The organism is Kluyvera sp. EC_51, from assembly GCF_019584505.1.
Lineage (GTDB): Bacteria > Pseudomonadota > Gammaproteobacteria > Enterobacterales > Enterobacteriaceae > Kluyvera > Kluyvera sichuanensis.
Window position 1 is genome coordinate 123,154 of sequence record NZ_VDAG01000006.1, and the last position, 24,130, is coordinate 147,283.

The 24,130-nt window shown below is 53.9% G+C and carries 22 protein-coding genes and 6 tRNA genes; 17 read left to right on the forward strand and 11 right to left on the reverse strand.

Features of this window, described 5'->3' with window-relative positions:
- Nucleotides 1–89: 89 nt before the first annotated feature.
- Both pgm and seqA read right to left on the reverse strand, forming a co-directional pair.
- Nucleotides 90–1,730, reverse strand: coding sequence for a phosphoglucomutase (alpha-D-glucose-1,6-bisphosphate-dependent) (gene pgm, locus FHC49_RS02110; RefSeq protein ID WP_185669349.1), 1,641 nt, complete (start codon nucleotides 1,728–1,730; stop codon nucleotides 90–92).
- A 38-nt stretch (nucleotides 1,731–1,768) separates the two neighbouring features.
- Nucleotides 1,769–2,341, reverse strand: a complete 573-nt coding sequence (gene seqA / locus FHC49_RS02115) for a replication initiation negative regulator SeqA (protein WP_185669350.1) — start codon at nucleotides 2,339–2,341, stop codon at nucleotides 1,769–1,771.
- Between the two features lie 182 nt (nucleotides 2,342–2,523).
- Between seqA and ybfF the strand changes: the two genes are divergently transcribed.
- The 4 genes from ybfF to fur all read left to right on the forward strand — a co-directional run bounded on the left by ybfF (nucleotide 2,524) and on the right by fur (nucleotide 5,136).
- The gene (gene ybfF, locus FHC49_RS02120; protein WP_220438454.1) at nucleotides 2,524–3,288 is read left to right on the forward strand and encodes an esterase; all 765 of its coding nucleotides are present in this window, start codon (nucleotides 2,524–2,526) and stop codon (nucleotides 3,286–3,288) included.
- Between the two features lie 129 nt (nucleotides 3,289–3,417).
- Complete coding sequence (ybfE, locus tag FHC49_RS02125; protein ID WP_185669352.1) at nucleotides 3,418–3,711, forward strand: LexA regulated protein; 294 nt, start codon at nucleotides 3,418–3,420, stop codon at nucleotides 3,709–3,711.
- Nucleotides 3,712–3,861: 150 nt separating this feature from the next.
- Entirely contained in the window at nucleotides 3,862–4,392 is a 531-nt protein-coding gene (fldA, locus tag FHC49_RS02130) for a flavodoxin FldA (protein ID WP_061283436.1), read from the forward strand.
- 291 nt (nucleotides 4,393–4,683) lie between these two features.
- Nucleotides 4,684–5,136, forward strand: coding sequence for a ferric iron uptake transcriptional regulator (gene fur / locus FHC49_RS02135; RefSeq protein WP_035892692.1), 453 nt, complete (start codon nucleotides 4,684–4,686; stop codon nucleotides 5,134–5,136).
- A gap of 112 nt (nucleotides 5,137–5,248) precedes the next feature.
- Here the strand turns inward: fur and chiQ are convergent, their stop codons facing one another.
- The 4 genes from chiQ to nagE form a co-directional block, all read right to left on the reverse strand.
- Nucleotides 5,249–5,584 (reverse strand): ChiQ/YbfN family lipoprotein, encoded by a 336-nt coding sequence (chiQ, locus tag FHC49_RS02140; protein WP_220438455.1) that lies wholly within the window; start codon nucleotides 5,582–5,584, stop codon nucleotides 5,249–5,251.
- 49 nt (nucleotides 5,585–5,633) lie between these two features.
- Nucleotides 5,634–7,052, reverse strand: coding sequence for an OprD family outer membrane porin (locus tag FHC49_RS02145; RefSeq protein WP_220438457.1), 1,419 nt, complete (start codon nucleotides 7,050–7,052; stop codon nucleotides 5,634–5,636).
- Between the two features lie 466 nt (nucleotides 7,053–7,518).
- The gene (gene glnS, locus FHC49_RS02150; protein WP_185669356.1) at nucleotides 7,519–9,177 is read right to left on the reverse strand and encodes a glutamine--tRNA ligase; all 1,659 of its coding nucleotides are present in this window, start codon (nucleotides 9,175–9,177) and stop codon (nucleotides 7,519–7,521) included.
- Nucleotides 9,178–9,364: 187 nt separating this feature from the next.
- Nucleotides 9,365–11,314, reverse strand: coding sequence for a PTS N-acetyl glucosamine transporter subunit IIABC (nagE, locus tag FHC49_RS02155; RefSeq protein ID WP_185669357.1), 1,950 nt, complete (start codon nucleotides 11,312–11,314; stop codon nucleotides 9,365–9,367).
- 341 nt (nucleotides 11,315–11,655) lie between these two features.
- Between nagE and nagB the strand changes: the two genes are divergently transcribed.
- The 6 genes from nagB (at nucleotide 11,656) to asnB (ending at nucleotide 18,800) form a co-directional block, all read left to right on the forward strand.
- On the forward strand, nucleotides 11,656–12,456 hold the full coding sequence (gene nagB, locus FHC49_RS02160) for a glucosamine-6-phosphate deaminase (RefSeq protein ID WP_185669358.1): 801 nt from the start codon (nucleotides 11,656–11,658) through the stop codon (nucleotides 12,454–12,456).
- Nucleotides 12,457–12,513: 57 nt separating this feature from the next.
- Entirely contained in the window at nucleotides 12,514–13,662 is a 1,149-nt protein-coding gene (gene nagA, locus FHC49_RS02165) for an N-acetylglucosamine-6-phosphate deacetylase (RefSeq protein WP_185669359.1), read from the forward strand.
- A gap of 8 nt (nucleotides 13,663–13,670) precedes the next feature.
- On the forward strand, nucleotides 13,671–14,891 hold the full coding sequence (locus FHC49_RS02170) for an N-acetylglucosamine repressor (protein WP_220438459.1): 1,221 nt from the start codon (nucleotides 13,671–13,673) through the stop codon (nucleotides 14,889–14,891).
- Between the two features lie 68 nt (nucleotides 14,892–14,959).
- Nucleotides 14,960–15,712, forward strand: a complete 753-nt coding sequence (locus tag FHC49_RS02175) for an HAD-IIA family hydrolase (protein WP_106924677.1) — start codon at nucleotides 14,960–14,962, stop codon at nucleotides 15,710–15,712.
- A 210-nt stretch (nucleotides 15,713–15,922) separates the two neighbouring features.
- Complete coding sequence (locus FHC49_RS02180) at nucleotides 15,923–16,831, forward strand: amidohydrolase (protein WP_220438461.1); 909 nt, start codon at nucleotides 15,923–15,925, stop codon at nucleotides 16,829–16,831.
- Between the two features lie 304 nt (nucleotides 16,832–17,135).
- Complete coding sequence (gene asnB / locus FHC49_RS02185) at nucleotides 17,136–18,800, forward strand: asparagine synthase B (protein WP_185669362.1); 1,665 nt, start codon at nucleotides 17,136–17,138, stop codon at nucleotides 18,798–18,800.
- 166 nt (nucleotides 18,801–18,966) lie between these two features.
- On the opposite strand, the gene FHC49_RS02190 is transcribed toward asnB, so the two are convergent.
- Genes FHC49_RS02190 through FHC49_RS02210 form a run of 5 tightly spaced genes read right to left on the reverse strand, consistent with a single transcriptional unit; the run spans nucleotide 18,967 to nucleotide 22,679 of the window.
- Entirely contained in the window at nucleotides 18,967–21,051 is a 2,085-nt protein-coding gene (locus tag FHC49_RS02190; RefSeq protein WP_185669363.1) for a heavy metal translocating P-type ATPase, read from the reverse strand.
- The gene (locus tag FHC49_RS02195) at nucleotides 21,048–21,353 is read right to left on the reverse strand and encodes a YtxH domain-containing protein (protein ID WP_223883260.1); all 306 of its coding nucleotides are present in this window, start codon (nucleotides 21,351–21,353) and stop codon (nucleotides 21,048–21,050) included. Before FHC49_RS02195 ends, FHC49_RS02190 begins: the two co-directional genes overlap by 4 nt.
- A complete protein-coding gene (locus tag FHC49_RS02200) occupies nucleotides 21,337–21,648 on the reverse strand; it encodes a hypothetical protein (protein WP_123650119.1) in 312 nt (103 codons plus the stop codon). The genes FHC49_RS02195 and FHC49_RS02200 overlap by 17 nt, the downstream gene beginning before the upstream one ends.
- A complete protein-coding gene (locus FHC49_RS02205; protein WP_220438463.1) occupies nucleotides 21,632–22,333 on the reverse strand; it encodes a YtxH domain-containing protein in 702 nt (233 codons plus the stop codon). Before FHC49_RS02205 ends, FHC49_RS02200 begins: the two co-directional genes overlap by 17 nt.
- Nucleotides 22,334–22,352: 19 nt before the next feature.
- Nucleotides 22,353–22,679 (reverse strand): HMA2 domain-containing protein, encoded by a 327-nt coding sequence (locus FHC49_RS02210; protein WP_185669365.1) that lies wholly within the window; start codon nucleotides 22,677–22,679, stop codon nucleotides 22,353–22,355.
- Nucleotides 22,680–22,885: 206 nt separating this feature from the next.
- Here FHC49_RS02210 and FHC49_RS02215 point away from each other — a divergent pair, with 206 nt between their 5' ends.
- The 7 genes from FHC49_RS02215 to FHC49_RS02245 all read left to right on the forward strand — a co-directional run bounded on the left by FHC49_RS02215 (nucleotide 22,886) and on the right by FHC49_RS02245 (nucleotide 24,050).
- Nucleotides 22,886–23,251: a hypothetical protein gene (locus tag FHC49_RS02215; RefSeq protein ID WP_035892675.1), complete on the forward strand. Its 366-nt coding sequence runs from the start codon at nucleotides 22,886–22,888 to the stop codon at nucleotides 23,249–23,251.
- Nucleotides 23,252–23,451: 200 nt separating this feature from the next.
- Nucleotides 23,452–23,528, forward strand: a tRNA-Met gene (locus tag FHC49_RS02220).
- Nucleotides 23,529–23,538: 10 nt separating this feature from the next.
- Nucleotides 23,539–23,623: transfer RNA gene (locus tag FHC49_RS02225), tRNA-Leu, on the forward strand.
- A gap of 23 nt (nucleotides 23,624–23,646) precedes the next feature.
- Nucleotides 23,647–23,721 (forward strand) — tRNA-Gln (locus tag FHC49_RS02230).
- A gap of 37 nt (nucleotides 23,722–23,758) precedes the next feature.
- Nucleotides 23,759–23,833, forward strand: a tRNA-Gln gene (locus FHC49_RS02235).
- Between the two features lie 20 nt (nucleotides 23,834–23,853).
- Nucleotides 23,854–23,930: transfer RNA gene (locus FHC49_RS02240), tRNA-Met, on the forward strand.
- A 45-nt stretch (nucleotides 23,931–23,975) separates the two neighbouring features.
- A tRNA-Gln gene (locus tag FHC49_RS02245) sits at nucleotides 23,976–24,050 on the forward strand.
- Nucleotides 24,051–24,130: the final 80 nt, after the last annotated feature.

The window sequence follows — 24,130 nt, forward strand, 5'->3', positions numbered from 1 at the left end:
CCCGGGCTAGGCATTTATGCCGACCCCGGGGCAGAACAAAGTCCATAAAAAAAGGGAGCCAGTCGGCTCCCTTTTTCTTACCTAATCACTCAGGCGTTTTTCAGCACTTCGCTAACAATCTCTACCGCTTCTTTCTCAATCTGCTTACGGTGTTCAGCACCGAGGAAGCTTTCGCAGTAAATTTTGTACGCATCTTCGGTACCGGATGGACGCGCCGCGAACCAGCCGTTGTCGGTCATCACCTTCAGACCGCCGATAGAAGCGCCGTTACCCGGTGCCGCCGTCAGACGTGCGGTAATCGGATCACCTGCCAGGGTGCTCGCGCTCACCATCTCTGGAGAGAGCTTAGACAGCGCTGCTTTCTGTGCTGAAGTGGCGCTAGCCTGCAGACGGTTGTAGCTTGGCGCACCGAAACGGGCAGCCAGTTCGTTGTAGTGCTCCTGCGGGTTCTTACCGGTAACAGCGGTGATTTCCGCCGCCAGCAGGCACATGATGATCCCGTCTTTATCGGTAGACCACGGCGTACCATCGAAGCGCAGGAAGGAAGCGCCTGCGCTCTCTTCACCACCGAAGCCGAAGCTGCCGTCGAACAGACCGTCAACAAACCATTTAAAGCCAACCGGCACTTCAACCAGCTTACGCCCCAGGTCGTTCACCACACGGTCAATCATCGCGGAAGAGACCAGAGTTTTACCGACGGCAACCTCTTTGCCCCACTGCGGACGATGCTGGAACAGATAGTTGATCGCCACTGCCAGATAGTGGTTCGGGTTCATCAAGCCAGCCGGCGTGACGATACCGTGACGGTCGTAGTCAGGGTCGTTAGCAAACGCCAGGTCGAACTTATCACGCAGCGCCAGCAGGCCCGCCATCGCGCACTCGGAGGAGCAGTCCATGCGGATTGCGCCATCTTTATCGAGGTGCATAAAGCGGAAGGTCTGGTCAACGTGATCGTTAACGATGGTCAGGTTCAGGTTGTAGTGCTTAGCGATACGCTTCCAGTATTCGATACCGGAGCCACCCAGTGGGTCAACGCCCAGGGTCAGACCGGCTTTCTGGATAGCCGCCATATCGACGATATCCGCCAGCCCTTCAATGAACGGCTGAACCAGATCGACTTCTTTCACGTGGCCGGAAGCCAGCGCAGCGTCGTAAGCAATACGCTTCACGCCCGCCAGGTCGGCTGCCAACAGTGCGTTCGCGCGGTCTTCAACCACTTTGGTGACGTTGGTATCAGCCGGGCCACCGTTTGGTGGGTTGTACTTGATGCCGCCGTCTTCCGGTGGGTTGTGGGATGGCGTAATCACGATCCCATCAGCCAGCTTGCCGCCTTTCTTGTTGTGTACCAGGATAGCATTGGATACCGCCGGAGTCGGCGTAAAGCCATTGTCTTCCTGGACAATGACATCTACCCCGTTTGCCGCCAACACTTCGAGAACGGAGATAAACGCTGGCTCAGAAAGCGCGTGAGTATCCTTCCCGACATAGCATGGGCCCGTAATTCCATTTTTCGCGCGCTCTTCCGCGATCGCCTGAGCAATGGCCAGAATATGCTTTTCGTTGAAGCTGTGACGACCCGCGCTCCCACGGTGGCCGGACGTACCGAACTTCACCGCATGTTCCGGGTTGCTCACGTCAGGCTGCAGCACGTAGTACTGCGCCGTCAGTTGGGCGACGTTGATCAAATCACTCTGCTGTGCAGGTTGTCCTGCACGGGTATGGTTTGCCATTGCCTGGTCCTTCTTATGCAAGGGTTAGATTGTCAGTATTAGATAGTACCGCAAACCTTCTCAATCAATTCCGCTGGGAATTGCATTGATTGCATGATGTGTTCGACCATGCTGCATTTACGGCCTGTATTGGTATTGGTAATGACCCAGTATGGCGTATCCGGCACCTGTTTTGGTTTTGTCTGGTTGCCGTTTTTGAGCAGCGTCTGCTCATCAGCAGCAAAATAGACGCGGGTACGACCGTGAAGGGATTCGGTAGCTTCGGCAAACGCCTTGTTGTCCAGAGCGTACAGCGTGGTCAGTACCAGCATGAAGCGGTTAACCGCTTTCTTCTGTTCTGCATACTCATCAGAGAGCAGCAGCTCACGCATAGCACGGACTTTATCTTTGGCGGTTTTTACCGTTTTCACGTCAGCAACGGGGGCAGCAGCCGGGGCCGGAGCGGGAGCCGGTTCTGCTTTGACGACCGGCGCAGCAGCAGTCGCCACGGGCTGAGAAGCGGCGGAGAATTTCAGCATACGCCGTAAAATGTCGGACGCGCTCTCGCCAATGTGCAGAGTGTGAGCCGCAATATAGCGATAGAGCTCGTCATCAACTTCGATCGTTTTCATCTTAATCCGGTGCGATAATTTTTCTGAATACAATTCATTGGGATTATAAAGTCAAAACCCAACAGCGGGTAGCGCCAAACCAGGAAGACAGCAAAATTCGGATGAGTTCCTCTCTTGCCCCTGAGCGTTAGAATGTCCAACATGATACCCTAACCCGACAATGCGAAAAAAAGAACTTTGCTATGAAATTGAATGTCCGAGCGCAAACTGCACAAAACCTGCACAATAATTCTCCCATCGTTCTCGTCCACGGCCTGTTTGGTAGCCTGGATAATCTGGGCATCCTGGCCCGCGACCTGGTTACCGACCACGATATCCTCCAGGTAGACATGCGTAACCACGGCCTCTCACCGCGCGCCGATGAGATGACCTACCCCGCTATGGCTCAGGATCTGCTCGATACGCTCGATGCTAACGGCATTGAAAAAGCGACGGTTATCGGCCATTCCATGGGCGGTAAAGCGGTGATGGCGCTCACCGCGCTGGCCCCTGAGCGCATCGACCGACTGGTGGCGATTGATATTGCCCCGGTCGATTACCAGGTCCGCCGTCACGATGAGATTTTTGCCGCTATTAATGCGGTCACCAACGCTGGCGTCGCCACCCGTCAGCAGGCCGCGACGGTGATGCGCGAGTACCTTAAAGAAGAAGGCGTGATTCAGTTCCTGCTGAAATCCTTTGTCGATGGTGCCTGGCGTTTTAACGTACCGGTGCTGTGGGAGCAATACCCGCATATCGTTGGTTGGGAGACCATTCCGGCCTGGGACCACCCTGCCCTGTTCATTCCTGGCGGTAATTCGCCGTACGTGACCGAAGCCTATCGTGACGCGCTGCTGGCTCAGTTCCCACAGGCAAAAGCGCACGTTATCGCTGGCGCGGGTCACTGGGTTCATGCCGAAAAACCGGAAGCGGTGCTGCGAGCCATTCGCCGTTATCTCGCCGAGTGATTAAAAATGCATCGACCGCGCGCCAGAATGGCCGTGGTCGTTGGCGTGTGGGCCCCACTGATGTATGATTGCGCGCTGTCTGCACCGGGCACCGCCCGGTAGCTTGTTTCCCCGAAGTCACTCAGAACCATGGCAAAAGAACAAACGGACCGTACGACCTTAGATTTGTTCGCAAATGAGCGTCGGCCGGGAAGACCAAAAACCAATCCGCTTTCGCGTGACGAACAGCTGCGCATTAATAAGCGTAATCAGTTAAAACGCGACAAAGTGCGCGGCCTGAAGCGCGTGGAGCTGAAGCTGAATAACGAAGCCGTTGATGCGCTCAACGAGCTGGCTACTGCCCGTGATATGAGCCGGAGTGAACTCATTGAAGAGATTCTGATGAGCCAACTGGCCCAACTGCACGGACAGGGGAAAGTCTGAAAAATCCCCCAAAATACGCTTTCATGTAGCAGAGTGTGCAGTCCGGCACGATAGCGGTTTCCGCGCACCTCTCTGTTCTGCTATGATTGCCCTTATCTGTGGGCAATAAGCCACCACCATATCATTAAGTTTCAAGAGGTTATTTTACTCATGGCAATCGTTGGCATCTTTTTCGGTAGCGATACCGGAAACACCGAAAATATCGCAAAAATGATTCAAAAACAGCTTGGTAAAGATGTCGCTGACGTTCACGACATTGCCAAGAGCAGCAAGGAAGATCTGGAAGCATTCGATATTCTGCTGCTGGGTATCCCAACCTGGTACTACGGTGAAGCACAGTGCGACTGGGATGATTTCTTCCCTACGCTGGAAGAAGTGGACTTCAACGGTAAACTGGTTGCGCTGTTTGGCTGCGGCGACCAGGAAGACTACGCGGAATACTTCTGTGACGCACTGGGCACCATCCGCGACATCATTGAGCCGCGTGGCGCAACCATCGTCGGCCACTGGCCGACCGCAGGTTACCATTTCGAAGCATCCAAAGGTCTGGCGGATGACGACCACTTTGTGGGTCTGGCTATCGACGAAGACCGCCAGCCAGAACTGACCGCCGAGCGCGTTGAGAAATGGGTTAAGCAGGTTGCAGAAGAGCTGCACCTGGATGAGATCAAAAACGCCTGATTATCCTGCGGCACGATGATGAATCGTGCCGCATTAATAGGTAAAAGCAATTAAAATAATAGCTACAATTTTTTAACTTTTGAGCGCATACCTGTACAATATCTTCTGATTTAGCGCGGTCTCATCGCCAGTTTGTCGGTGAAGCCTCGTTTTTGAAAGCTTAGTTTACCCGGCTCTTGCTGTTTTCATTTCAATAGGGTCATTCTATAATGAGACGCATTAATTCGGGTGCATTCTCTGTGATACTTTCGCTGATGGAAGTTAATCGTTTAGCAACAGGACAGATTCCGCATGACTGACAATAACACCGCATTAAAGAAGGCTGGCCTGAAAGTCACACTTCCACGGTTAAAGATTCTGGAAGTCCTTCAGGAACCGGATAACCACCATGTCAGCGCGGAAGACTTATACAAACGCCTGATCGACATGGGTGAAGAGATTGGTTTAGCCACGGTTTACCGCGTACTGAACCAGTTTGATGACGCCGGTATCGTGACCCGTCACAATTTTGAAGGCGGTAAATCCGTTTTTGAACTGACCCAGCAGCATCACCACGATCACCTGATCTGCCTCGACTGCGGCAAAGTGATCGAGTTCAGCGATGATTCCATTGAAGCTCGGCAGCGTGAAATCGCGTCGAAGCACGGTATCCGCTTAACGAACCACAGTCTTTATCTTTATGGTCACTGCGCTGAAGGCGACTGCCGTGAAGATGAACACGCACATGACGCGGTAGCAAAATAAGCGTACCGCGCTTCTCGAAAACCAGCCTAAGCGCTGGTTTTTTTATGCCCTGCTTTTACGATAGCCATAAAAAAACCGCTGCAAGCAGCGGTTTTTCGTTGTCAGCATAAGCTTATTTCTGTGGCGCGTTGTTACTGCGAATTTCCTGCCAAATCTTATCGCAGTTCTTCGCTACCGCTTCGTCATTGCCCATTTTTCTGGCGTTAATGCATTTCTGGTAATCAATGACGCGCACGCTTTCCTGATTCGCAAACTGCTCGTGCGCTTTCTCTTGCTTCAGCACGTTCAGCACGCTCTGGCAGGCCTGAATTTTATCCGGATTGCCTTCTGCGGTGTTAATACAGGCGCTGTAAGCATCCTTAAGCTTGCTATCTTCCTTCGGTGCAGGAGATTGGGCACAGGCGGTTAACCCAGCAGCCATCAGCGCAACAATAATCAATTTTTTCATACGATGAGCCTCTTAACAGCGGCAGAGGTCTCCCCCTGCCGCGTTAGCATCAGAAAATAGTGAACGGTGCGATAACCATGAATTTCACGTCACGCTCATCCTGGAACATGTTGTTGTAACCTGCATCGCCCATATTAAGATTGGAGTGATTGTCATACTGGGTGAAGTGCAGTTTGAACATCGTTCCTTTCGCACGGCCATCCTGTACAACATAGGCAGCATCAAGGCTGTACGAGGATTCTTTCAGACGCTGGCTTTGATCGAAGATTTCAGCGGAGCTTGGTTTAGCATCCCAGCCGTAGACATATGATGCCCCGACGGACCAACCCGGCAGGTCCCAATTACTCAAGTCGTACATGGCGCCGAAGAATACCGCTTTTTCGCCGTTGGCGTTGAAGTCAGAACGGTTATCCCACCAGATATCCAGACGGCCGTTAGACGATGCATAGGTAGGAGTCATACGCTGCAGGAAATAACCCTGGTTACCTTCTGCACGCACCCAGGTGCCTTCAAGGCGTAAATCAACCTGACCGACTTTGTAGCCAAAGGTTAATGCCTGTAACCACGCCATTCCATCGTAAAGGTCGTTGGCCAGCAAAACATCATCTTTCGTTGTCAGATTTTTTTGGTCGCTGACTTTGTCATGCGCGCCATAGAACTGATAGCTGGTGGTTAATGGATTACCCGCGACATCAAATTTATAGGATGCCTTAGCGAAATACTGGTCCATATATCCCTGAGCTTGGCCAAAGGCAGCTTCAAGCACCAGATCGTTTTTAAAGTCATACTTCAGGCCCAGAGAGTGTAAATAATCCACTTTCTTTTTACGGTCGCCCTGGTAAAAATTATCCATTTCCAGGTGCCACGGAGCCTTGTACTGATCGGTCCACATGTACGAGAAGCTCAGCGCGCCAGCATCACCGTAGTCGAAGCTAGCGCCGGCTTCAGCCCCCTGATAGGTGCCTGGCATAAAGCTCCAGTGCGGAGCCAGCAGCGTTTGGCCGGTTGGCTGGATATAACCAGCACGTGCCCAGGTAGGACCATATTTAAATTTAGCTGCCGCTTTATAAAGGCTGATACCGCTTTTATCACCAGACCAATCTTCATCGTATGCTTTATTGCTCGCGGAGAAGGCAATTTCGTTCGGGTGAGCACTACCGTTATTCTCTGCCATTTCAATCGCGGTAAACGCCGCAATATCAATACCGAACATGTCAGCCGCGTAGCCAGACTGGAAGTCGAGGTTGGCGTTCCAGGTGGAGTGGGAAAGGTTGGTTTTATATTTACCGTGGTCATCTACATCTTTACGGTCACGCTCACGCTGCCAGTAATAGATGCCGCCGGTCATTGTAGAATCGTCGATGAAGCCTTCTGCCTTTGCTTCCGGAGTCATCATAAAGCCTGACATTGCTGTCACACCGGCGATAGCCAGCGCCAGCGTACTACGTTTGCCACTAAACGTACGCATAGTTATATCCTCTTTGACTTTTAAAAATGCCACTGCAAAGCAGAAGGCAAAAAAATAAAACTGATAAAAAGGTACTGCTAAAAAATTGTGTTTCACTACACCTACAGACTATTTTTCGCGACGCGAATTATCAATCCTTTTCCGCAACGAGAGTGCAGGATTATGACAAAGCGCACATATTTGGTTTCCGTTTGTAACAGTGTGCGTTACTGCAACATCTCCACGCCAAGCCTTGCCAGGCCTGAGAAAAGTACGAATGAGACCGTTTACATTAGATTTTTGTAACAGGCGGGATTAAAAGTGTGGGGATACTTAGAGGTAGAATAATTGCATTAATTCGCTTCGCGAAACTATAAGAGGTCGTATTTTTTCATCCGAAAGTAACATTATCATCCAGTGAAAGAGAACCTCTCGCGGCAGGCGAAAAAAAACGCCGCAAGCGCGGCGTTTTTATCAGGGAAAGGAATCAACCTACCCAGGTATCGCGCAGACCGACGGTGCGGTTAAAGACCAGCTTCTCAGCGGTGGTATAACGACTGTCGAGGCAGAAGTAACCCTCACGCTCGAACTGGAATGCTTTACCGGCCTCAGCAGCCTGCAGAGACGGCTCAGCGTAGCCCTGCTTGATAACCAGTGACTCTGGGTTCATCACCGACAGGAAGTCTTCTGCGGCGCCTGGATTCGGCACGCTGAAGAGACGGTCATACAGACGAATTTCAACCGGCAGCGCATGTGCCGCGCTCACCCAGTGAATCACGCCCTTCACTTTACGACCATCGGCCGGATCTTTGCTCAGAGTATCCGCATCGTAGGTACAGAAGATGGTGGTGATATTGCCTTCCGCATCTTTCTCCACGCGCTCTGCTTTCACCACGTAGGCGTTACGCAGACGGACTTCTTTACCCATCACCAGACGCTTGTACTGCTTGTTGGCTTCTTCACGGAAGTCTGCGCGGTCGATCCAGATCTCTGCACTAAACGGCACTTCACGGCTGCCCATTTCCGGTTTGCTCGGATGGTTAGGCATAGTCACCAGCTCGCTTTCGCCCTGCGGGTAGTTTTCGATAACCAGTTTAACCGGGTCGATAACCGCCATCGCACGCGGAGCATTTTCGTTGAGATCTTCACGAATGCAGGACTCCAGGGAAGCCATCTCAATGGTGTTGTCCTGCTTGGTCACGCCGATGCGCTTACAGAACTCACGGATAGACGCGGCGGTGTAACCACGACGACGCAGACCGGAGATGGTCGGCATACGCGGGTCATCCCAGCCTTCTACGTGCTTTTCCATCACCAGCTGATTCAGCTTACGCTTGGACATCACGGTGTATTCCAGATTCAGGCGCGAGAATTCATACTGGCGCGGGTGAACCGGAATCGTGATGTTATCCAGCACCCAGTCGTACAGACGACGGTTGTCCTGGAACTCCAGCGTACACAGGGAGTGCGTAATGCCTTCCAGCGCATCGCTGATGCAGTGGGTGAAGTCGTACATCGGGTAGATGCACCACTTGGTGCCGGTCTGGTGGTGATCGGCAAATTTGATGCGATACAGCACCGGATCGCGCATCACGATAAACGGTGACGCCATGTCGATTTTCGCGCGCAGGCAGGCAGTGCCTTCGGCAAAACCGCCGGTACGCATTTTTTCGAACAGCGCGAGGTTCTCTTCTACGCTGCGATCGCGGTATGGGCTGTTTTTGCCCGGCGCGGTCAGCGAGCCGCGGTATTCGCGGATCTGCTCAGGCGTCAGTTCATCGACGTACGCCAGACCTTTGTTGATCAGTTCTACCGCATAGGCATGCAGCTGATCGAAGTAATCAGAGGAGTAGCGAACGTTGCCAGACCAGTGAAAACCTAACCATTCGACGTCGTTTTTGATGGACTCAACGTATTCGATGTCTTCTTTGACTGGGTTGGTGTCATCGAAACGCAGGTTGCACTGGCCCTGATAATCTTGCGCAATGCCGAAGTTCAGGCAGATAGATTTCGCGTGGCCAATGTGCAGATAGCCATTCGGCTCCGGCGGAAAACGGGTATGCACCGTGTTGTGCTTACCGGTAGCCAGATCTTCATCAATGATCTGACGAATAAAGTTAGTCGGGCGGGCTTCAGCCTCACTCATCGTAGATTCCTCAAAGCGTAAACAACGTATAACGGCACATGATCTTATAAGCCGCGCTTCTAGACAACTATTAGTTGCACAAAAAAAGCGATGGAATAACGAATGTGGGGGAATTTGCGGCAAAAAAAAAGCGGCGGAGGAACGCCCCCGCCGCTTAAGGCACTTAACTCACTTTACTCAGGAGCAGTTACTTACCTTTAATCTCATACAGTGGTGTTTGACCAGCAACGACATGACCTTCGGCTTTAATCACCAGACCACCGAAATCATCGCTGTTGCTGCAAACAACCGGGCTAATCATGGAGCGCGCATTGGCGTTCAGGAAGTCCAGATCCATTTCCAGGATTGGCTCACCCGCTTTCACTTCTGCACCCTCTTCAACCAGACGTTTGAAGCCTTTACCTTCCAGCGCAACGGTATCGATACCCATATGGACAACGATTTCCGCGCCTTTGTCAGTTTCCAGGCAGAACGCGTGGTTGGTGTTGAAGATTTTCACGATGGTGCCCGCTGCTGGGGAAACCACGGTTTTATCCGTTGGTTTTACCGCCACGCCGTCACCGACCGCTTTGCTGGCAAAGGCTTCATCAGGAACCTGCTCCAGCGCAACCACATCACCGGTAATCGGAGAAACCAGGGTTTCTACGGTCGCGGCGTTAGCCACCGCCTGCGGTTTTGCCGCCGCTGGCGCTGCTGGTGCTGCACTTTCCGCTGCTGCTGCGGCAACCGGGCCACGAGCAACCACTTTCTTCATCGCGTCACCGATAGATTCGGCTTTCGCACCCACGATAACCTGGATGGTTTGTTTGTTCAGTTTCACCACACCGGAAGCGCCCAGACGTTTACACATCGCATCGCTCACCTTCGCGGAGTCGCCTACGGTCAGACGCAGACGGGTAATACAGGCATCAATCGCTTTCAGGTTGTCAGTACCGCCAACCGCTGCAATGTAGTTAGTTGCCAGCTGATTCAGACCTTCTTCGGTGTTGCTGTTCGCTTCTTCCGTCACCACGCTGTCGTCTTTATCTTCACGACCCGGCGTTTTCAGGTTGAACATGCGGATAACTACGCTGAACAGGACGAAGTAGATAACGAAGAACACCAGACCCATTACCACCAGCATCCAGACGTTCTTACTTGCTGCCGGCAGGCTGTACATCAACACGTAGTCGATAGCACCTGCGGAGAAGGAGAAGCCAGCGTGGATACCCAGCAGCGTCGCGATAAACAGGCTCACGCCGGTCAGAATCGCGTGCAGGAGGTACAGTAACGGCGCCAGGAACATGAACAGGAATTCCAGCGGCTCGGTAACACCGGTCAGGAACGCGGTGATCGCAACGGACAGCAGCATACCGCCAACCATTGGACGACGCGCTTTCGGTGCTGCGAAGTACATCGCCAGCGCCGCACCCGGCAGACCAAACATCATGATTGGGAAGAAGCCGGACATGAACATACCCGCAGTGCCGTCACCCGCGTAGAAGCGGTTAATGTCACCGTGGAAGACCGCACCGGCCGCGTTGGTGAACTCACCAATCTGGAACCAGGCGATGGTATTCAGCACCTGATGCAGACCGGTTGGGATCAGCAGACGGTTGATGAAACCAAAGATACCGGAGCCCAGCGCGCCAGCGCCTACGATCCACTCACCACCTGCGTGGATGGCGTTCTGCACCGGTGGCCAGACGTAGCCAAAGATGGCTGCCAGCACCAGACAGAAGAAGCCAGTGGCGATTGGCACAAAGCGTTTGCCGCCGAAGAAGCTCAGGAAGTCAGGCAATTTGATACCCGCCCAACGGTTATAAACGGCACCGCCGACCAGACCGGTAATGATACCCGCCAGGACACCCATGTTAATGGCTGGGTTGATGGTGACCATTGCTTTAGTGAGAACGAAATAACCGACTGCGCCCGCCAGTGCTGCCGCACCCGCGCTGTCTTTAGACCAGCTGGATGCCACACCGATGGCGAAAATCAGCGCCAGGTTATCAAAAATGGACCCACCCGCTTGCGCGATGAAAGGCACGTTCAGTAAATCTGGCTGACCAAATCGCAGCAACAGCGCCGCTACTGGCAACACGGCGATAGGGAGCTGTAACGCCCTACCTAACCGCTGGAAAAAACCTAAAATATTCATCTTATTCCCCCTACGAGACCCCGATACGGCTCATTTAAGCCATTTTTTTATTGTGCAAAAAAGCATGACACTGCGATGTCTTGTAAACTGCAATCACAACTCTAAGGCTTATGAGTGTGTGGAAGTTTAATTCGTATCGCAAATTAAACACGTGTTTTTTGTGACTATAGTCACCAAATATTGTTCTCACCACTCCCTTTTACTGGCTAACCATGAAAACTTATTTTATCATTCAAAAAATCAAAACGGATTGCTCCCTGACGATGCAAACAGGTTACGCTTAAACAGTGCACGGAGATGCCATCCGCCAACTTCTTATATTTTACATTTTGAGGTGAAGAATGAGACTGATTCCTCTCGTTAACGCTGAACAAGTCGGCAAATGGGCTGCCCGCCACATCGTTAACCGCATCAATGCTTTTAAACCTACCGCAGACCGTCCGTTTGTCCTCGGCCTGCCAACCGGCGGCACCCCGCTGGCGACCTATAAAGTTTTAGTTGAAATGCATAAAGCGGGCCAGGTGAGCTTTAAGCACGTCGTCACCTTCAACATGGACGAATACGTTGGTCTGCCAAAAGAGCATCCGGAAAGCTACTACAGCTTCATGCACCGCAATTTCTTCGACCACATTGATATCCCAGAAGAAAACATCAACCTGCTGAACGGCAACGCGCCGGATGTTGACGCAGAATGCCGCCGTTATGAAGAAAAAATTCGCTCTTACGGCAAAATTCACCTGTTTATGGGTGGCGTGGGCAACGATGGTCACATCGCGTTCAACGAACCGGCGTCTTCACTGTCTTCCCGTACCCGTATCAAAACGTTGACGCATGAAACCCGCGTCGCTAACTCCCGTTTCTTTGACGGCGACGTTGCGCTGGTACCAAAATACGCGCTGACCGTTGGCGTTGGTACGCTGCTGGATGCGGAAGAAGTGATGATTCTGGTGCAGGGCGCGACGAAAGCGCTGGCGCTGCAGCAAGCGGTTGAAGGTAACGTCAACCACATGTGGACCATCACCTGTCTGCAACTGCATCCGAAATCACTGATCGTCTGCGATGAACCTTCCACCATGGAGTTGAAGGTCAAGACCCTGAAATATTTCAATGAATTAGAAGCTGAAAATATTAAAGGTCTGTAATGTCTTACCGTCCCGTAGCCTGCTGCGGGACAAAATTTTAGAACACCGGGGGTCGTAATGTATGCATTAACCCATGGCCGAATTTATACCGGCCACGAAATTCTGGATGACCATGCGATTATCGTCGCCAATGGCCTTATTGAACGTATTTGCCCACTGGCCGATGTACCAGCGAACGTCGAACAGCGTTCCGTTAATGGCGCCATTCTCGCCCCTGGTTTTATCGACGTTCAGCTCAACGGCTGCGGCGGCGTGCAGTTTAACGACACCGCTGAAGCAGTCTCCGTTGAAACGCTGGAAATCATGCAGAAAGCCAACGAGAAATCGGGCTGCACCAACTATCTGCCAACGCTTATCACCACCAGCGACGACCTGATGAAACAGGGCGTACGCGTGATGCGCGAATATCTGGCGAAGCACCCTAACCAGGCGCTGGGGCTGCACCTTGAAGGCCCATGGCTGAATCTGGTGAAAAAAGGCACTCACAACCCAAGCTTCGTGCGTAAACCCGACGCTGAACTGGTGAAGTTCCTCTGCGATAACGCCGACGTAATTACCAAAGTGACCCTGGCACCAGAAATGGTCGCACCGGAAGTCATCACCGCGTTGGCAAATGCCGGCATCGTGGTTTCAGCAGGCCACTCCAACGCCACGGCGCAAGAAGCACGCGTAGGTTTCCGTGCGGGTATCACCTTCGCGACGCACCTGTTTAACGCCATGCCTTATATGTCAGGCCGCGAACCTGGTCTGACCGGCGCTATCCTGGATGCAAACGAAATTTACTGCGGCATCATTGCTGATGGCCTGCACGTGGATTACATCAATATCCGTAACGCCAAACGTCTGAAAGGCGATAAGCTGTGTCTGGTGACCGACGCCACCGCTCCGGCAGGTGCCAATATTGATCAGTTCATTTTTGCTGGTAAAACAATATACTACCGCAATGGACTCTGTGTTGATGAAAACGGCACACTGAGTGGATCATCGCTGACGATGATCGAAGGCGTTCGCAACCTGGTTGAGCATGCCAATATTGCGCTGGACGAAGTGCTGCGCATGGCAACGCTCTACCCTGCCCGCGCGATTGGCGTTGAGAAACATTTTGGTAGCATCGCGCCTGGCAAGGTCGCCAACCTGACCGCATTCACGCACGATTATAAAATCATCAAGACCATCGTTAATGGCAACGAGGTCGTTACTGAGTAAGAGAAAGTATGACACCAGGCGGACAAGCTCAAATTGGTAATGTTGACCTCGTAAAACAGCTTAACAGCGCGGCCGTATACCGCCTGATTGACCAGCATGGGCCAATCTCGCGTATTCAGATTGCCGAGCAGAGCCAGCTTGCTCCCGCCAGCGTGACTAAAATCACGCGTCAGCTCATTGAGCGCGGATTGATCAAAGAAGTCGATCAGCAGGCCTCCACCGGGGGCCGCCGCGCTATCTCGATAGTCACCGAAACCCGCCACTTCCACGCCATTGGTGTTCGTCTGGGCCGTCACGACACCACCCTCACGCTGTACGATCTGAGCAGTAAAGCGGTTGCTGAAGAGCACTATCCGCTGCCGGAACGCACGCAGGAGACGCTGGAACACGCTCTGCTGAATACTATCGGCACCTTTATTGAATCGTGCCAGCGTAAAATCCGTGAACTGATCGCCATTTCAGTGATTCTGCCTGGTCTGGTTGACCCGGAGAGTGGCGTCATCCGCTACATGCCGCACATCCCAGTGGAAAACTGGCGTTTGGTCGAAGCGCTGGAAAAACGCTTTAAAGTCACCTGCTTCGTCGGCCACGACATCCGCAGCCTGGCGCTGGCAGAGCACTACTTTGGTGCAAGTCAGGATTGTGAAGACTCCATTCTGGTGCGCGTACACCGTGGTACCGGTGCGGGAATCATCTCCAACGGGCGTATTTTTATCGGCCGTAACGGCAACGTCGGGGAAATTGGTCATATACAGGTCGACCCGCTCGGCGAACGCTGCCACTGCGGTAACTTTGGCTGCCTGGAAACCGTCGCCGCCAACGCCGCCATCGAGCAGCGCGTGCGCCACCTGCTGGAACAGGGATACCAGAGCCGCGTCACGCTCGATGACTGCCACATCAAAACCATCTGCAAAGCCGCCAATAAAGGCGACGCGCTGGCCACCGAGGTGATTGAACACGTGGGCCGTCATCTTGGTAAAACCATCGCCATTGCCATTAACCTGTTTAACCCGCAGAAAGTGGTGATTGCCGGTGAAATCATCGAGGCCGACCGTGTACTGCTACCCGCCATCGAAGGCTGCATCAACACTCAGGTTTTAAAGGCTTTTCGCAAAAACCTGCCGGTGGTGCGCTCAACCCTCGACCACCGCTCCGCGATCGGCGCTTTTGCACTGGTTAAGCGTGCAATGCTCAACGGTATCCTGCTGCAACATTTGTTGGAAGGTTAGTCCTAAGAGGCAATGCCGGGGATAACGTGTATAATTACGCCTCTTTAAAAACAAACGCCAGGTAGTCCATGACCATTCAGAATGTAATCTGTGATATTGACGGCGTGCTGATGCACGACAACGTTGCCGTGCCGGGCGCGGCAGAATTCGTCGCACGCGTACTGGATAAAGGTATGCCGTTCCTCTGTCTGACCAACTACCCTTCACAGACGGGTCAGGATTTGGCGAACCGCTTCGCCACCGCAGGCATCGACGTGCCTGATAGCGTGTTTTATACCTCCGCCATGGCAACCGCCGACTTCCTGCGTCGCCAGGAAGGGAAAAAAGCGTACGTTGTCGGCGAAGGGGCATTGATCCACGAGCTCTATAAAGCCGGGTTCACCATCACCGACGTCAACCCTGACTTCGTTATCGTGGGTGAAACGCGCTCCTTTAACTGGGAAATGATGCACAAGGCGGCATTCTTCGTCGCCAATGGCGCTCGTTTCATCGCGACCAACCCGGACACGCATGGCCGCGGCTATTACCCAGCCTGTGGCGCACTGTGCGCCGGCATCGAAAAAATCTCAGGCCGTAAGCCGTTTGTCGTGGGCAAGCCAAGCCCGTGGATCATCCGCGCCGCGCTGAACAAAATGCAGGCGCACTCAGAGCAGACGGTTATCGTCGGCGATAATCTTCGCACCGATATTCTGGCCGGCTTCCAGGCGGGGCTGGAGACGATTCTGGTGCTCTCTGGCGTCTCGACCGTTGATGACATCGACAATATGCCGTTCCGTCCGTCATGGATTTATCCGTCCGTTGCGGAAATCGACATTATCTAGCGGTTCACGCCGTGACGCTGTTCACAACCCATTGTTAACTCTAACAGTGAAACCGATGCCTTCCTGGGCATCGGTCTGAATCATCCCGCTCATTCGCGTTTTATAGTGGCTCGTCAGCTAGCGCATCTGCCCACTGAGCCCACATCCAATCTCAAATAACTCAACTCTGACGCCTCCGGGATTCAGACGGCCGATGCAATGGAGAAAAACATGCTTAGCCGTCGTCAATTCCTTGCCGCCAGCGCCGCCCTACCGCTCGCCTGCGCGCTACGCCCGGCGTTTGCCGCCCTGCCCTCACCGCTCATGATTGATTCCCACGTGCACGTCTGGAAAACCGACCCGCGCTATCCTTACGCTAAGGACCGCAAAGCGCCGCCGCAGGATTTCACCGCCGAAATGCTGCTATCGCTGATGGCCGCCAACGGCGTTGCGCGCACGGTGATCGTGCAGGTTATTCACTACCGTTGGGATAATCGCTATCTGGCTGACGTTCTGCGACAGTATCCGGATAAATTTCAGGGTATCTGCCGCGTAAACCCGGAAGACCCAGCTGCGCCGGAACATCTGGCCCGCCTGACCATTGACGAAGGTTTTCGCGGCGTCAGGTTGAGCCCTTCTGATAAAGCTGACGGTGACTGGATTCGTGGGCCGTTAATGAAACCCCTCTGGCGACAGGCCGCCGACCTGAAAGTACCGATGACCATTCTGGCTTCCCCCAGCCGGATGCCCGACCTTATTCCCTGGATAGAACAAAACCCGGAGCTGACGGTGGTCATTGACCACATGGCCGATTCGCCGCTGAATCATCCTGACGAGCTGAACAAACTGCTGGCGCTGGCGCGCTATCCGCAGGTCTACGTCAAAATTTCGCATATGTGGTCGCTCTCGCAGCAGCCTTACCCCTACCCGGATGCCGCACAGCAGGTTAAACAGGTGTTTGATGGCTTTGGGCCACAGCGACTGATGTGGGGCACCGACTGGCCAATCTGTTTGAATAAACTGAGCTATGCGCAAGCGGTCGCACTCTACCGCGATCACCTGGCGTGGTTAACCCCCAAAGACCGCGAGCAAATTCTCTACAAAACGGTCCAGCAGATCTGGCCTTTCGGCATTGCCTAAGCTCATCCCGTGCAGATTTTGCCTCTGCACGGGGCGAGAAATCTATTCTCGTTACCTACCAACTGAAAAAAAGTAGATTATTTAAAAATAACGCTTAAAAAATGATGATTCATCAATAATAGAAGAATAGACATACGTATTTTTTAGTATTCCATAACCCTCATTGCATTTTTTCTTTCATAGGCCGAAAAACCCTTGCGCCCGCTCGCCCTTTGCGGCATTTTTTTACTCATGCAAAGGCGCTGCGACAGTACGGCGCCACACAATTAAACAGCACAACGCCACAGGGTTAACGGAGAAGTCTATGTGTTCTATTTTCGGTGTACTGGATATTAAAACTGATGCGGTTGAGCTGCGTAAAAAGGCGCTTGAGCTCTCCCGCCTGATGCGCCACCGTGGCCCAGACTGGTCTGGGATCTACGCCAGTGATAAAGCGATTCTCGCACATGAACGCTTGTCGATTGTTGACGTCAACGCCGGTGCTCAGCCACTGTATAACGAAAAGAAAACGCACGCTCTGGCCGTCAACGGTGAAATCTATAACCATCAGGCGCTGCGCGCTGAATACGGCGACCGCTACCAGTTCCAGACCGGTTCTGACTGCGAAGTGATCCTCGCGCTGTATCAGGAAAAAGGGCCTGAATTCCTCGACGACCTGCAGGGGATGTTCGCTTTTGCGCTGTACGACAGCGAAAAAGACGCGTACCTGATTGGCCGCGACCATATCGGTATTATCCCGCTGTATATGGGCCACGACGAATTCGGCAACTTCTACGTTGCTTCTGAAATGAAAGCGCTGACCCCGGTTTGCCGCACCATCCAGGAGTTCCCAGCAGGGAGCTATCTGTGGAGCAAAGATGGCGAAATTCGTCAGTACTACCAGCGTGACTGGTTCGACTACGATGCGGTTAAAGACAACGTGACCGACAAAAACGAACTGCGTCAGGCGTTGGAAGAGTCGGTGAAAAGCCACCTGATGTCAGACGTGCCTTACGGCGTGCTGCTCTCCGGCGGTCTGGATTCTTCGGTTATCTCGGCTATCACCAAGAAATTTGCCGCTCGCCGCGTTGAAGATCAGGAACGTTCAGAAGCCTGGTGGCCGCAGCTTCACTCCTTCGCCGTTGGTCTGGAAGGGTCCCCTGACCTGAAAGCCGCGCAGGAAGTAGCAAACCACCTGGGTACCGTGCACCATGAAATTCACTTCACCGTGCAGGAAGGTCTGGATGCGATTCGCGACGTGATTTACCACATCGAAACCTACGATGTAACCACGATTCGCGCCTCTACGCCGATGTACCTGATGTCGCGTAAAATCAAAGCGATGGGCATCAAAATGGTGCTATCCGGTGAAGGTTCTGATGAAGTGTTTGGCGGCTACCTGTACTTCCATAAAGCGCCAAACGCCAAAGAGCTGCACGAAGAGACCGTACGTAAGCTGCAGGCTCTGCATATGTACGACTGCGCCCGCGCTAACAAAGCGATGTCCGCCTGGGGCGTGGAAGCACGCGTACCGTTCCTGGATAAAAAATTCCTCGACGTGGCGATGCGCATCAACCCACAGGACAAAATGTGCGGCAACGGCAAGATGGAAAAACACGTGCTGCGTGAATGCTTCGAATCTTACCTGCCAGCAAGCGTTGCATGGCGCCAGAAAGAGCAGTTCTCTGACGGTGTAGGCTATAGCTGGATTGATACGCTGAAAGAAGTCGCGGCAAAACAGGTGACCGATCAGCAGTTGGAAACCGCGCACTTCCGCTTCCCGTACAACACGCCAACGTCTAAAGAAGGCTATCTGTACCGTGAAATCTTTGAAGAGCTGTTCCCGGTACCAAGCGCTGCGGAATGTGTCCCGGGCGGCCCGTCCGTTGCGTGCTCTTCTGCGAAAGCGATTGAGTGGGATGAAGCGTTCAAAACCATGGACGATCCGTCTGGTCGCGCGGTAGGCGTGCACCAGTCTGCTTACAAGTAAGCGTGGCGGTGAGATAGAAAAAAGCCCCTGATGGTGACATCGGGGGCTTTTTATTTTGGCTTGGTGCGGGTGATTCCCCTCACCCCGGCCCTCTCCCCAAAGGGGCGAGGGAGAAAACCAGCGGTTCCCTCTCCCTTTGGGGAGAGGGTTAGGGTGAGGGGAAAACCTACTCCCCGCGCCCCTTCTTCGCCGCCAGCGATCGCAGCAACACGCCAAGCGTCGTCCCATTATGCAGCATCGCGCTAGCACCCGGCGACAGCCAGCCTAGCGCCGCTGCCAGCATAATGGCGCTGTTCACCCACTCGGTCAGCTTGATGTTGCTGTTTACCAGCTTCATCGCCTCCAGCGAGAGTTGACGCGCGGTGATAACGCCATACAAACTGTCCTGCAACAGCACGGCATCCGCCGCCTGCTGCGCCAGCTCAGTGCTCTGGTTCATGGCGAGGCCCACGTCTGCCTGCGTCAGCACCGGCGCATCGTTGATACCATCACCCACGAACATCACCTTGTGCCCCGCTTCCTGCAGCGCTTTCACGACTTCGACCTTACTCTCAGGCGTGGCTTCGGCAACGTAGCGATCGATGCCTACACGTTCTGCCAACTGGCACGCTTTCTCGGCGCGATCGCCGGTCAACAGGACCACCTGACGAATGCCGGACGCTTTAAGCTGTTCGATCACCTCAGAGGCTTCATCGCGCAGATGATCCTGCAGACCGATCATCCCCACCAGCTGATTATCAAAGCCGATAAACAGCAGATGCCGCCCCTGCGCCGCCAGTTCATTAATTTCCGCTTCATACGGCGTGAAATCGATGTCGTAGTGACAATCCAGGAAGTGACGACTGCCGATCACCAGTTGATGATCTTCCAGCGCGCAAAGCAGACCGTGAGCAATGACATACTCCACTTCGCCGTGCGCAATATGCGGCAGTTCGTGGTGCTCTGCCGCCGCCACGACCGCATGCGCCAGCGGGTGATTGCTGTGCTCTTCCACCGAAGCGGCAATCGCCAGCAAGCGTTTAGCCTGTACCAGTTGGTCGTTGAAGCTGATGACGTCCGTCACCTGCATCTCGTCGTGGGTCAGGGTGCCGGTTTTATCGAACACCACCGTATCGACCTCAGCCAGCTTCTCAATCGCTCGTCCGCCTTTCAGCAGCAGACCGTTCTGCGCGGCCCGATACATAATCGATTTAAAGGCGATTGGCGTACTAAGCTTCAGCGCGCAGGAGTAGTCAACGAGGAATACCGAAGCCAGACGCTCCCAGCTGCGGGTCATGGCAAACACCGCCGCACCCACCCCAAGCGTGATACCAACGCGACGGTCAGCCATGGCCTGGGTGACCTGCTGGGTTTCACTACGCTGAGTCAGCGAGTCGCGGATAAAGCGGCGAATATGCGCCGTCGAGGAGGACTCGCCTACCTGCTCGGCGGTAATCGCCACGTTACCGTCCTGGATTTGCGTTCCCGCATAAACCCAGGAACCCGGCTCACGACGCACCGGCACGCTTTCTCCGGTCATTGACGCCTGGTTGACCTGAGCAACGCCGCGCAGCACCGTACCGTCGGCAGGGATATTATCCCCCGGGCCGAGCAGCATTACGTCACCCGCCACCAGCTCGCTGCTGTTGATCTCCACGCTTTCACCATCGCGCTCAACCCAGACCGGGTGCTCACGAGGCTGCATCAGATCGGCCAGCAGCGCGTCGGAGTGACGGCTGGTCTCCTGCTCCATATACTCGCCGAGCGTCAGCAGCGACTGCGTCAGCATAGCGGTACGGTTATCGCCGCGCAGCATCGACAGGCTCAGCGCCAGCGCATCCAGCACTTCTACCTTCAACTGCCCCTGGCTGAGGGTATGCGCCCCTTCCAGGATAGTCGGTGCAGTCAGCAGCGCCGCCGGCAGACGCGCCCAGCGAGGCGGCAGCACCTGCGTTAGCGCCAACCCTGCGAGGTTAAGGAGGTTATCGCCACCGCAGTATTCGGTTTCGAATTCGCCGTCTTCCGCCGTTTGCCAGTCCAGCGCTTCCACCGCAGCCATAATCGCAGCAAGTGAAGTCCGGGCGCGATCCCACTGGATCACCGCGCTACGCGCCGAAGGGCGAATACGCACACCGCTTACGCCGGGCAACGTCAGGATCTGCTGTTTCAGCCACCCGGCGGCATCAGGGTAGTCACCGAGCGCCGCAATACGCAGGCGCACGCGTCCGGGGATCTGGTGAACGACGGTAACCCGTTCGCCTACCGCACTCACTCGATCTCATCCTTATTCTGGCTACGGTAGTAGTCCAGTTCTGCCTGCAGGTCGGCAATGCGCTCTTTCATCTCTTCCATTTCGCCGCGCACGGTACCCCAGGCTTTACTCGCCGTATTGGTGATCCCCTGCTGGACGTTACGGTTGGTCAGAAGGTAGGTGATTGCGGCACCAGCCACCAGCCCGGTTAGCAGGTGGGTACGGCTATTGGTTGCCGCAGGCGCCTGTACCGGCATTGCTGCGGGATTACGTTCCCACGCACCGGTCCACGGGTTGTACAGGTATTCAGGCTGATTCATCATTTCCTCGCTTAGCTATCGCATCCATAAGATAAAGAGAAGCAGCGCCCACCCCGATAAGGGTCAGCACGGACTGCAGCGGACGAGTCTTATTGGCATCCGCTATCGCCATCACCGTTCCGCTAATAAGGCTGGCCTTCGCCGTCGCCTTCATTACCGTACAGGCCGCTTCATTCAGCGTTTGTTCATTTTGCTGGTAGCGCTGCCATTCACGCGCACAGGCAGCGCTTCCCCCGACCAGCGCGCCAGCAATGGCGGCGCGGCCTACGCGGTTTTGTCGGTCACGGCTGTTGTTCATCCGCTACGCCCTCATCATCAAACGACACGGCACCCGGCTGGCGATGACGCTCTACGGACTCCTGAAAGCCCTCTTTACCTGCTTTCATGGTGTCGCGAAAAATAGCCGCGCTGGAGGTTGCCGTATCTTTGATGGCTTCAGAGCTATTCTTCACGCCGTCTTTGACTTTGCTGGAACCGGCTTTAAGCATGTCGCCCGCCCCCGCCAGCGTTTGCATCAGCATGCCGCGCACGGAATCGTTGGTCAGCAGCAGCGTTACCGCCGCGCCAACCATCGCGCCTTTCCAGAACTCTTTGTCGTCCATCCCGACGGTGCTGATGATATTTTTCAGCAGGCCAGCCTGGTCGCCCATCGCGCCATCAACCACGTGTTGAGCATACTGGCTCCAGTCCACGCCCTGCTGCGCGGCAGCGTGGTGGTGATGATGGTGATGCGGGTGAGCAAACTGCGGCGGTACCGCGCCCTGAGGTGCCGGTGGGAAGCCCATAGGCGGGAACCCCATCGCCATTTGCGGTGGCATCTGCATTTGCGGCTGTGGTGGCATCTGTGGCTGAGGAGGCATCTGCCCGTTCTGCGGCCATGCCATTCCCTGCGGCATTGGCGGGTACGGATACCACGGGTAGCCGTATGGCGGATAGTAACCGGCCGGTGGAACTTGCTGTGCGTTGTTGTCATTGGTGCTCATGATGACTGTCCTTTTTCATTTAGTGAGAAGGGCTAAGAATGGCGGCTAGCTGCTCCAGCGCGTGCTGGGCCTGCTCACCATCCTGACCAAACAGCTGGTTGAGGATTTGCGGGCGAATCGCGGCCGCATCGTACTCAAGGACGATAGAACCGGTTTCGCTGTTGATCTGATAACGCCGGAGGTACCCCTCAGGGGAGCAATAAGCATCAAGCTGCTTGAGCTTCCCCTGGCTAAGGCTGGCTACAAGCTTGTTGGAAAACCGCAGGCGCAGACGCCCGGGGATATGGTGCGCCACTTCGACAAAGCGGCGCAAAGTCAGTAAGTCGCCCAAGGATTCGACAGGCATATCATTTAATACCCTGATATTTATAGGTGACATTAATGAAATCACAGATAGAAAACGTCAGATAGCGCTAATCGCCCTTCTCTTGCGATGTGTCAAAAGGGAACGTCCGATTCTTTTTTGCGCTGCGTGCGGTGAAGGCTGGACATGGGTGGAATGCAAATATAAATTACTCTCATTACCACTATATAAGTAAAAATGAGGCGGCTATGACTCCTTACCTGCACCAGACCCCCAATCGCATCCGTATCCGCTCCAGCTGGATCCAACGCCATCCGCATGAAGTCGAGAAGCTGATTGAACAACTCCGCGCCCGCGACGGTATTAAAGAGGTGATTCACCGCTTATATGCTGGTTCCGTGGCGGTGAGCTTCGATCCCGCGCGTATTTCTGCCTCAACCCTGCTCAATGAGCTGGAACAGGCGCAATGGCTTAGCAGCCAGAAAGATAAAAGCTATATCGAGAACACCCTGCGCGTGGGCGCCAGTCATTTATTAAAAACGCTGGCTTTCGGTGCACTTAAGCGTACAGTCGGTGGCCCGGTGGTTTCACTTGTTAGCGTATTAACGCGATAACCTTGCAGTGAATCCGGATGTATTGATGGCATGATTTAACGCGAAATAACCAATAATTGCCGAATAATGCGCCAGGCTGTTCACAACCCAACCAAACAGTCACATTCCGGTGAATTTCATTGAAAAAGGTGTTGACGGTATTGGGCTCAATACGCATAATGCGCCCCGCAACGCCGATAAGGTAACGCGAAAAAAAAGATGGCTACGTAGCTCAGTTGGTTAGAGCACATCACTCATAATGATGGGGTCACAGGTTCGAATCCCGTCGTAGCCACCATCTTTTTTTTGCGGGAGTGGCGAAATTGGTAGACGCACCAGATTTAGGTTCTGGCGCCGCAAGGTGTGCGAGTTCAAGTCTCGCCTCCCGCACCATTCACCAGTAAGCGTTGCACGGATGGGGTATCGCCAAGCGGTAAGGCACCGGTTTTTGATACCGGCATTCCCTGGTTCGAATCCAGGTACCCCAGCCATATTTTCTTCGATATTTGCGGATAGCCGCGACGGTATTGGGGTATCGCCAAGCGGTAAGGCACCGGTTTTTGATACCGGCATTCCCTGGTTCGAATCCAGGTACCCCAGCCATCGAAGAATATGTTAGTATCGGCTACGTAGCTCAGTTGGTTAGAGCACATCACTCATAATGATGGGGTCACAGGTTCGAATCCCGTCGTAGCCACCAAATTCAGAATTTATCGAGTTATCGATACATTCGAAAAAAAATTGTTGGGGTATCGCCAAGCGGTAAGGCTCTGGTTTCTGATACCAGCATTCCGAGGTTCGAATCCTCGTACCCCAGCCATTTTCAAAAAGCTCGCTTCGGCGAGCTTTTTTTGTTTTTGTCCCTTTATATCCCCGGGGTCACTGCGTTCGCCCGGGCTA

Coding starts and splice junctions, on each gene's coding strand:
- pgm (WP_185669349.1), bottom strand. CDS start 1,730: ATGGCAAACCATACCCGTGCAGGACAACCTGCACAGCAGAGTGATTTG.
- seqA (WP_185669350.1), bottom strand. CDS start 2,341: ATGAAAACGATCGAAGTTGATGACGAGCTCTATCGCTATATTGCGGCT.
- ybfF (WP_220438454.1), top strand. CDS start 2,524: ATGAAATTGAATGTCCGAGCGCAAACTGCACAAAACCTGCACAATAAT.
- ybfE (WP_185669352.1), top strand. CDS start 3,418: ATGGCAAAAGAACAAACGGACCGTACGACCTTAGATTTGTTCGCAAAT.
- fldA (WP_061283436.1), top strand. CDS start 3,862: ATGGCAATCGTTGGCATCTTTTTCGGTAGCGATACCGGAAACACCGAA.
- fur (WP_035892692.1), top strand. CDS start 4,684: ATGACTGACAATAACACCGCATTAAAGAAGGCTGGCCTGAAAGTCACA.
- chiQ (WP_220438455.1), bottom strand. CDS start 5,584: ATGAAAAAATTGATTATTGTTGCGCTGATGGCTGCTGGGTTAACCGCC.
- FHC49_RS02145 (WP_220438457.1), bottom strand. CDS start 7,052: ATGCGTACGTTTAGTGGCAAACGTAGTACGCTGGCGCTGGCTATCGCC.
- glnS (WP_185669356.1), bottom strand. CDS start 9,177: ATGAGTGAGGCTGAAGCCCGCCCGACTAACTTTATTCGTCAGATCATT.
- nagE (WP_185669357.1), bottom strand. CDS start 11,314: ATGAATATTTTAGGTTTTTTCCAGCGGTTAGGTAGGGCGTTACAGCTC.
- nagB (WP_185669358.1), top strand. CDS start 11,656: ATGAGACTGATTCCTCTCGTTAACGCTGAACAAGTCGGCAAATGGGCT.
- nagA (WP_185669359.1), top strand. CDS start 12,514: ATGTATGCATTAACCCATGGCCGAATTTATACCGGCCACGAAATTCTG.
- FHC49_RS02170 (WP_220438459.1), top strand. CDS start 13,671: ATGACACCAGGCGGACAAGCTCAAATTGGTAATGTTGACCTCGTAAAA.
- FHC49_RS02175 (WP_106924677.1), top strand. CDS start 14,960: ATGACCATTCAGAATGTAATCTGTGATATTGACGGCGTGCTGATGCAC.
- FHC49_RS02180 (WP_220438461.1), top strand. CDS start 15,923: ATGCTTAGCCGTCGTCAATTCCTTGCCGCCAGCGCCGCCCTACCGCTC.
- asnB (WP_185669362.1), top strand. CDS start 17,136: ATGTGTTCTATTTTCGGTGTACTGGATATTAAAACTGATGCGGTTGAG.
- FHC49_RS02195 (WP_223883260.1), bottom strand. CDS start 21,353: ATGATGAATCAGCCTGAATACCTGTACAACCCGTGGACCGGTGCGTGG.
- FHC49_RS02200 (WP_123650119.1), bottom strand. CDS start 21,648: ATGAACAACAGCCGTGACCGACAAAACCGCGTAGGCCGCGCCGCCATT.
- FHC49_RS02205 (WP_220438463.1), bottom strand. CDS start 22,333: ATGAGCACCAATGACAACAACGCACAGCAAGTTCCACCGGCCGGTTAC.
- FHC49_RS02210 (WP_185669365.1), bottom strand. CDS start 22,679: ATGCCTGTCGAATCCTTGGGCGACTTACTGACTTTGCGCCGCTTTGTC.
- FHC49_RS02215 (WP_035892675.1), top strand. CDS start 22,886: ATGACTCCTTACCTGCACCAGACCCCCAATCGCATCCGTATCCGCTCC.